At 72.5% G+C, this 6279-nt stretch carries 7 protein-coding genes, 1 pseudogene and 1 riboswitch; of the genes and pseudogenes, 6 read left to right on the top strand and 2 right to left on the bottom strand.

Features of this window, described 5'->3' with window-relative positions; all coding sequences use genetic code 11:
- Window positions 1-92: 92 nt before the first annotated feature.
- Window positions 93-1085 carry a 4-hydroxy-3-methylbut-2-enyl diphosphate reductase gene (locus tag AC2W7G_RS07710; protein ID WP_485867913.1) on the bottom strand — a complete coding sequence of 331 codons (993 nt, stop codon included), beginning with the start codon at window positions 1083-1085 and terminating at the stop codon, window positions 93-95.
- Between the two features lie 179 nt (window positions 1086-1264).
- Window positions 1265-1421: riboswitch (cyclic di-AMP (ydaO/yuaA leader) on the top strand.
- Between AC2W7G_RS07710 and AC2W7G_RS07705 the strand changes: the two genes are divergently transcribed.
- From AC2W7G_RS07705 to AC2W7G_RS07695, 3 genes and pseudogenes are all read left to right on the top strand, one after another.
- On the top strand, window positions 1422-1874 hold the full coding sequence (locus tag AC2W7G_RS07705; protein WP_485867912.1) for a C40 family peptidase: 453 nt from the start codon (window positions 1422-1424) through the stop codon (window positions 1872-1874).
- 70 nt (window positions 1875-1944) lie between these two features.
- Window positions 1945-3171 (top strand): annotated as a pseudogene (gene xseA / locus AC2W7G_RS07700) (exodeoxyribonuclease VII large subunit); the annotation flags it as partial.
- A 9-nt stretch (window positions 3172-3180) separates the two neighbouring features.
- Complete coding sequence (locus AC2W7G_RS07695) at window positions 3181-3405, top strand: exodeoxyribonuclease VII small subunit (RefSeq protein WP_485867914.1); 225 nt, start codon at window positions 3181-3183, stop codon at window positions 3403-3405.
- Here AC2W7G_RS07695 and AC2W7G_RS07690 read toward each other — a convergent pair.
- A complete protein-coding gene (locus AC2W7G_RS07690) occupies window positions 3372-3941 on the bottom strand; it encodes a DUF4245 domain-containing protein (protein ID WP_485867911.1) in 570 nt (189 codons plus the stop codon). The two genes, AC2W7G_RS07695 and AC2W7G_RS07690, sit on opposite strands and share 34 nt — an antisense overlap.
- Before the next feature lie 166 nt (window positions 3942-4107).
- On the opposite strand from AC2W7G_RS07690, the gene glpX reads away from it, so the two are divergent.
- The 3 genes from glpX to AC2W7G_RS07675 all read left to right on the top strand — a co-directional run.
- Window positions 4108-5058, top strand: a complete 951-nt coding sequence (gene glpX / locus AC2W7G_RS07685) for a class II fructose-bisphosphatase (protein ID WP_485867910.1) — start codon at window positions 4108-4110, stop codon at window positions 5056-5058.
- Window position 5059: 1 nt separating this feature from the next.
- The gene (locus tag AC2W7G_RS07680; RefSeq protein ID WP_485867909.1) at window positions 5060-5425 is read left to right on the top strand and encodes a hypothetical protein; all 366 of its coding nucleotides are present in this window, start codon (window positions 5060-5062) and stop codon (window positions 5423-5425) included.
- On the top strand, window positions 5422-6279 hold an 858-nt coding region (locus tag AC2W7G_RS07675), incomplete at its 3' end, for an alpha/beta fold hydrolase (RefSeq protein WP_485867908.1). The genes AC2W7G_RS07680 and AC2W7G_RS07675, both read left to right, overlap by 4 nt.

Below are 6279 nucleotides of genomic sequence, written 5' to 3'. Positions count from 1 at the left end.
GTCAAGCCCGCCCACCGTCACCGCTAGGAGCGCAGACGACGACGGCGCGCCACCCCGCTCGGGGTGACGGCGCCGTCGTCGTGCGGTGGCGCTCAGGCCTGGTGGCCGGCCGCCTTGAGGTCGCGGCGCAGCTCGGGCGGCAGCGCGAAGACGAGGCTCTCGTCGGCGGTGCGCACCGCGGTGGCGCCCTCGTGGCCGCGCTCGGCCAGGTAGGTCAGCACGTCCTGCACGAGGTCGTCGGGCACCGACGCGCCGGACGTGACGCCGACGGTCTGCACGCCCTCGAGCCAGCGGTCGTCGATCTCGCTGACGTCGTCGATGCGGTAGGACGCCTTGGCGCCCGCCTCGAGGGCGACCTCGACGAGGCGCACCGAGTTCGACGAGTTCGCCGAGCCGACCACGATGACCAGGTCGGCGTCCGCGGCGATCTGCTTGACCGCGACCTGGCGGTTCTGCGTGGCGTAGCAGATGTCGTCGCTCGGCGGGTCCTCCAGCTGCGGGAACTTCGCGCGCAGGCGGCGGACGATCTCCATCGTCTCGTCGACGCTCAGCGTCGTCTGCGACAGCCACGAGAGCTTCGTGCCGGGGTCGATCTCGAGCCGGTCGACGTCGTCGGGGGTCTCGACGAGGGTGATGTGCTCGGGAGCCTCGCCGGCGGTGCCCTCGACCTCCTCGTGGCCCGCGTGCCCGATGAGCAGGATGCGGTAGTCCTCGCGGGCGAAGCGCTTCGCCTCGTGGTGCACCTTCGTCACCAGCGGGCACGTCGCGTCGATCGTCTTGAGGCTGCGCTCGGCCGCCTCGGCGTGCACCGCCGGGGAGACGCCGTGGGCCGAGAACACGACCGTGGAGCCCTCGGGCACCTCGTCGAGCTCCTCCACGAAGATCGCCCCGCGGTCCGACAGCGTCTGGACCACGTGCTTGTTGTGGACGATCTGCTTGCGGACGTACACCGGGGCGCCGTAGAGGTCGAGCGCCTTCTCGACGGTGATGACGGCGCGGTCGACACCGGCGCAGTAGCCGCGCGGGTCGGCGAGCAGCACGCTGCCGCCGATCGTGGGCATGCCGAGGGTGACGGAGGAGGACATGGCCCCCATCCTACGGGCCGCCGAAACGTGGGGCGTACGTCACATCGTTCGGGGCCCGAACGTGAGGGCCTTATCACAAAAACGGTTTGGCGGTTGAATGAACGTGAAACAACTCCGTAACGTCGCCGCGGCGCCCCCCACCGGGGGCGTTGTCGTGTCCACGCCGAGGCCCATCGGGACACGACCATCCGCAACACAGGCGATGGGCGCGGAAGACCCAGCAGTGCGACTCCTCCCCCTGAGGAGTCTTGGGGTGAACCGCTCGAGTCGAGCGGCAGGCAACCTTCACGCCTGAACCCGACAGGTCATCTTTCGCAGGCGGATCTGAAGGAACTCATGCGATTCTTCCGTCTCATCACTGCCACTCTGCTCACCGGAGGCCTGCTCCTCGGTGGGCTCGCGGGGCCCGGCGCTGATCGCGCCGACGCCGCCGTCTCCAAGAAGGTCGCCTACAAGGCGGTCAAGGTCGCCGCGAAGCAGAAGGGTGATCCCTACCGCTACGGATCCAACGGCCCGGGCTCGTTCGACTGCTCCGGCCTCGTCCAGTACGCCTACAAGAAGGCGGGCAAGAAGATCGCCCGCACCTCGTCGGCGCAGATGAAGAAGTACCGCAAGATCTCGAAGAAGAACAAGCGGGTCGGCGACATCATCATCTTCCGCAAGAACGGTCGCGCCTACCACGCCGCCCTGTACGCCGGAAAGGGTCGTATCTGGGAGGCCCAGCGTCCGGGCACCAAGGTCAAGAAGACCAAGATCTGGAGCTCGGGCTACGTCGTGCGCCGCCCCTGAGCGCATCGACGAAGCGCGCTCGCTGAGCGCGTCCGCGGGGGCGTCAGTCCCGGCCTCTAGGGTGTTCCTCATGCCCTTGGAGACCACGGCCGACGCCCCCGCGCCGTTGCGGCAGGTCTCGCAGCTCATCGAGGGCTACGTCGGCCGCCTCGGCGCCATCTGGGTCGAGGGCGAGATCGCCCAGATGACCCGTCGTCAGGGCATCTGCTTCCTCACCCTGCGCGACCTGCAGGCCAAGATCTCCATCGGCCTCAAGTGCCACAGCCGGGTGCTGGACGCGTGCGCCGCCCCGGTCACCGAGGGCAGCCGCGTGGTCGTCCACGCCAAGCCCTCCTTCTACTCCCCCAACGGCTCGCTCGCCCTGGACGTCCGCGAGATCCGTCCCGTCGGCGAGGGCGAGCTGCTCGCCCAGCTCGAGCGGCGCAAGCAGCTGCTCGCCGCCGAGGGCCTGTTCGACCCCCGGCTCAAGCGGCCGCTGCCGGTCCTGCCCCGCGGCATCCGTGCTCGTCACCGGCAAGCAGTCCGCCGCCGAGCGCGACGTCGTCGAGAACGTCCGTCTGCGCTGGCCGGCGGCGCCGCTGCGCGTGCGCCACGCGCTCATGCAGGGCGCGTCGTCGGCCCGCGAGGTCATCGCCGCGCTGCGCGAGGCCGACGCCGACCCGTCCGTCGACCTCATCGTCGTCGCCCGCGGCGGCGGCTCGGTCGAGGACCTGCTCCCCTTCTCCGACGAGGCGCTCGTGCGCGCCGTGCACGCGGCCACCACCCCGGTGGTCAGCGCCATCGGCCACGAGCCCGACACCCCGCTGCTCGACCTGGTCGCCGACCTGCGCGCGTCCACCCCCACCGACGCGGCCAAGCGCATCGTGCCCGACGTCCGCGAGGAGCTGGCCGGCGTCGAGGCCGTGCGCGAGCGCGGGCGTCTCGCGCTGCACCACTTCCTGCAGCGCGAGCAGCACGGGCTCACCGCCGTCCGGTCCCGTCCGGTCATGGCGACGCCCACCACGGTGGTCGACCTGCAGCAGTCGCTCGTCCTGGACGCCCGTGACCGCGCCCGGCGCTCGCTGGGCCACCGGCTCGAGCGGGCCCACGACGAGGTCGGGCACCACCTGGCCCGCGTGCGGGCGCTGTCGCCGCTCAACACGCTGCAGCGGGGCTACGCCGTCGCCCAGGACGCCGACGGCCACGTGGTCACGTCCGTCACGCAGGCCCCGCCCGGCACCGAGCTGGTGATCCGCCTGGCCGACGGCCACGTGAGCGTCACCAGCACCGCCGTCACCCCCGACCCCCACCCCGCCCAGGAGGCACCATGAGCGACGAGGCCCCCTCGATCCCCTACGAGCAGGCGCGCGACGAGCTCATCAGCGTCGTGCAGCGGCTCGAGACCGGCGGCACGACCCTGGAGGAGTCGCTCGCGCTGTGGGAGCGCGGCGAGGAGCTGGCCGCCATCTGCCAGCAGTGGCTCGACGGCGCCCGCACGCGCCTGGCGGCGGCGTCCGGTCAGCCGGCGGAGGGCGCGGGCGACGCGGGCTGACCCTGCGGCTCCAGCGAGGCGACGTACCTCTCGACCTGCTCGCGGGGCGCGGTCGCGGTGACGAGCACCGTCGTGCCATCGATCGTGGTCACCAGCACCACCGGGTTCGACGCACCCGAGCGCACCTGCCACGCGCGGCCGTCGATGGTGACCGTGCCGTCCTCGGTGCTGCCCTCGGCGAACTCGCGCACGAGCGCGGTCTCGCTGCGCTTCATCTGCTCCACGCCGATGTACTCGTCGTCGTCGGTGAGCATGCCCAGGTGCCAGCCGCCGCGGTCGCCGGGCTCGTAGCGGGCCGAGTTGGCGCGCCAGCCGTCGGGCAGCGTCGCGGGCACCAGCACGCCGAAGTCGGCCACCTGCTGGGCGCTCTGCGCGGCGCTCGCGTAGTCGACCTCGGGGGCGACGGACTCGGGGTCGCGGCCGTAGATCAGCTGGCCGACGCCGTAGACGAGCACGAGCACCACGCCCAGGACGAGCACGGAGCGCAGGATGTCCCCCATCGCCGGGTTGCCACCGCTGTAGCCGCGTCCGCTCACGTCCGTCTCCTTCGCTGCTGCCGGCGGCAAGCCTACGGGGGCGGGCCGAGCCGCCCGGCGGCGACCGGCCTGGCGGCACCGGCCCGCGCCGGTAGCATGCGGCCATGACTGAGCACAGCCTGCAGCCGGCCGCCCAAGCCCCGACCGCAACCTCGCGCTCGACCTCGTGCGCGTCACGGAGGCCGGCGCGCTCGCGGCCGGACGGTGGGTCGGACGCGGCGACAAGAACGGCGCCGACGGGGTCGCGGTCAACGCCATGCGCAGCCTCATCAACACCGTGCAGATGCGTGGCGTCGTGGTCATCGGCGAGGGCGAGAAGGACCACGCGCCCATGCTGTTCAACGGCGAGGAGGTCGGTGACGGCACCGGTCCGGAGTGCGACGTCGCGGTCGACCCGATCGACGGCACCACGCTGACCGCCAAGAGCATGCCGAACGCCGTCTCGGTCATGGCCGTCGCGCCGCGCGGCTCCATGTACGACCCGTCGGCCGTCTTCTACATGGAGAAGCTGGTCACCGGCCCCGAGGCCGCGGACGTCGTCGACATCCGCCTGCCGATCGCCGAGAACATCCGCCTGGTCGCCAAGGCCAAGGGCGTGTCGGCCGGCGACGTCACGGTCTGCGTCCTGGACCGCCCGCGCCACGCCGACCTGGTCGACCAGATCCGCGCGACCGGTGCCCGCATCAAGTTCATCACCGACGGCGACGTCGCCGGCGCGATCACCGCGGCCCGTCCGGGCACCGGCGTCGACCTGCTCGTCGGCATCGGCGGCACCCCCGAGGGCATCATCGCCGCGTGCGCCATGAAGTGCGTCGACGGCGTCATCCAGGGCCGGCTGTGGCCGACCGACGACGACGAGCGCCAGCGCGCGGTCGACGCGGGCCATGACCTGGACCGCGTCCTGTACACCGACGACCTGGTGACCGCCGACGACTGCTTCTTCGTCGCCACGGGCATCACCGACGGCGAGCTCATGCAGGGCGTCCGCTACCTCCCCGGCCGCGCGGTCACCGAGTCGATCGTCATGCGCTCGCGCAGCGGCACGATCCGCAAGATCACCTCCGAGCACCGTCTGAGCAAGCTCCAGGCGTACTCGGCGATCGACTACAACAGCTGACGTGCCCGAGCAGGTCGCGGCGCTGCCCTCGGGCATCGACCTGTGCTTCGAGACGTTCGGCGACGCCGCCGACCCCACCGTGCTGCTCGTCATGGGCGTCGGCGGGCCGATGGGCTGGTGGGACACCGACTTCTGCCGGATGCTCGCCGACCGCGGCTACCGGGTCGTGCGCTACGACAACCGCGACACCGGACGCTCGACGAAGCTCGAGGGCTTCACCGTCTCGCGGCTGGACGTGGTGCGGGCGTGGCTGGGGCTGGGCCGGGCGCCGTACGGCCTGGACGACCTGGCGGCGACGCGTTCGGCCTGCTCGACCACCTGGGGGTCGAGCGCGCGCACGTCGTGGGCGTCTCGATGGGCGGCATGATCGCCCAGACCATGGCCATCGCCCGGCCCGAGCGGGTCGCGTCGCTGGTGTCGATGTCGTCCACGACCGGCCGGCGCCGCGTGGGCTTCCTGCACCCCAGCGTGCTCAAGCCGTTCCTGGCGAACGTGCCGCTGGACCGCGACGCGTACGTCACCCGCACCATCCGCGGCAGCGTCCTCATCGGCTCGCCCGGCTTCCCGACCCACGAGGACGTCCACCGCACGCGGGCCGAGCAGACCTGGGACCGCGGGTGGGTCCGCGGTGGCTCGCTGCGGCACACGCTGGCCGTGCTCACCCAGCCCGACCGCACCCGTGACCTCGCCGACCTGACCATGCCGGTCGCGGTCGTGCACGGCACCCGCGACCCGCTGGTCGACAAGTCCGGCGGACGCGCGACGGCGGCGGCCGTCCCGGGAGCGGAGCTCGTGGAGATCGCCGGCATGGGCCACGACCTGCCCGCGCCGCTGTGGGGCACGTTCGTCGACGTCGTCGCCGCACCGCCGCGCGTGCCGGCGACCCGCCGCGCGACGCGCCCGCCCGATAGCGTGCGGGGCATGGAGCACATCGACCGCCGCGCCTTCGTCGACGCCGTCGAGGCCGTCCTCGAGCTCGCGTCCCGTCCCGAGGTCGCGGCCGCCTGGACGTCCGAGAGCAGCTGCGAGGGCATGTCCGTGGGCGGACTGACCCAGCACCTGCTCGCCCAGCCCGAGCGCGTGGTGCAGCTGCTCGCCGCCGAGCCGGCCGGCGACCCGATCTCCGCCATCGAGCACTACCGGCGCGCCGCCTGGGTGCAGGCCGACCTGACGGCGCCGGCCAACGTCGAGATCCGCACGAGCGCCGACGACGCGGCCGGC

It is taken from the genome of Aeromicrobium sp. PFPM2_SD2, assembly GCF_057364525.1.
This window is presented reverse-complemented; position numbering and strand designations above follow the sequence as displayed.